Genomic DNA, 1,690 nt, shown 5'->3' with positions numbered 1-1,690 from the left:
TCCCCCCCACGGAGATGATCTCGATGCCGTTATTGGTTTTAGCGCCAAAACCGTGACGGTTGGTGATGTCGACTTTGGAAGTGCCGGCTGTGTTGCCACTGACATTCATCCGGTCAATCAATGAACTGTCATCACCAAGCACACCCCACATATGCAGCGTACCGCCTTGTCCGTTATAATCGCCGGACACATTAAGCACCGTGCCGCCATTGCCGCCGAAGAAAACATCGCCCCCATTGGATAAGCCGGCCATGGTGCTGGAGAAACCGCCAAGTTCGAGCGATGCCCCACTGGCCACGCTATAGCGCGAAGCAGCTGAGAAGCCACCGGCTGCCCCCTGAACCAGCGCGCCCTCATTGACAGCAGTGTTGCCCGAATAGTCATTGGCACCATAAAGCACCAGATCACCATTGCCATTCTTGGTGATGCCACCCGTGCCGGAGATCTTACCGGAGAAATCGCCATGCAGGTTCTGATTGAGCGTTAATGTGCCCGAACCAAGCGTGATAGTGCCGTCACCGGCTTTCTCACCCACAAGACTGCCAACGGTTTCATTAAAGTCGGCAAGATCAAGCACCCCACCGCCCTTGATGGTCACATTGCCCGAACCAAAAGCATTCTCCGCAATGCCAGCTTTGGCAGCGCCTGCTGCAACCGTCAACCCGCCACTGAACGTATTATTGCCAGAGAAGGTCGTCGTGCCGATGCCATCTTTGGTAACGGCACCAACGCCGCTCACCTTGTTTGCAAATGAAAAATCCTGATCCTTGTTGATCAGCAGCTTGCCACGGTCAAACTCTGTGCTTGCAAGAACGATCTCGGCGCTGTTTGCAATGCTGCCGTTTCCGCTCAGCTCCAGCGTGCCCTCTTGCACCGTGGTGGTGCCGCTATAGCTGTTCTGGCCTGTCAGATTCAGTATTCCATAGCCAGATTTGGTAAAGCCATTCTGCCCGTCGAGAATGGAGGATATGGTTGCCACATAGTTGGCATGCTCCATCACGCCGTCACCAACGTTGATCCGAACATCCGTTCCACCCAGCGTGATTGTGCCTCCCTCAACGGTGTAACCATCAACGAAGAACTGCATGCCGTTGACACGCGGCGTAAAGCCATTCTCAATCATGACCTTACCACCGGTGCCCTGAAACACGGCAAAAACGTCATCCGCCCAGGGAGTATTGCCGTTGCCGTTCTGGTCGGTCCAGTTCGAGTTCGCTGCGTTCCATGTTCCATCGCCGCCATGGACGGTGCCATCGCCTATCATCTGGCTTCCATCCCAGTAGGACATGGTCCGACCGCCACTGTTAACCAGATTGACCTGCCCCTGAGGTTGCAGCACTTGCAGGCTATAGTTCTGATCGCTTCCTGCAGCCATCTGCATACCGTTATCGGTCAGTGGATTGTCTGACTGGAAAATACGATAGACCCCGACATCCATCTGGCTATTCTTGTTCACGGTCAGTGTACCGTCGATGGTCAGATTGCCGTTGACATGGAAAAGCTCGCTCATTGACGGTCCGCCATTCAACGTCACGTCGACATTGCTGCCTGCATTGAGCGTCAAGTCTTTTGAGAAAGTCAGGACCTGTCCGCTCTGAGCAAAAAGAGTCCCCTCAACCGTTGTATTGCCGCCAATGCTGCCATGGCCACCCAGTGCCGCACCGGATGCGACATCGACCGTGCCGGTTCC

At 54.9% G+C, this 1,690-nt stretch carries 1 protein-coding gene; it reads right to left on the bottom strand.

Annotated features, from left to right (window positions below; genetic code table 11):
- On the bottom strand, positions 1-1,690 hold a 1,690-nt coding region (locus tag ABE530_RS19565), incomplete at both ends, for an autotransporter-associated beta strand repeat-containing protein (protein WP_499695716.1).

Source organism: Brucella sp. TWI559, assembly GCF_039674265.1.
GTDB classification, from domain to species: Bacteria; Pseudomonadota; Alphaproteobacteria; order Rhizobiales; family Rhizobiaceae; genus Brucella; species Brucella chromiisoli.
Note: the sequence above shows the minus strand (reverse complement) of the source record. Positions and strands in the feature narration are given on the sequence as shown.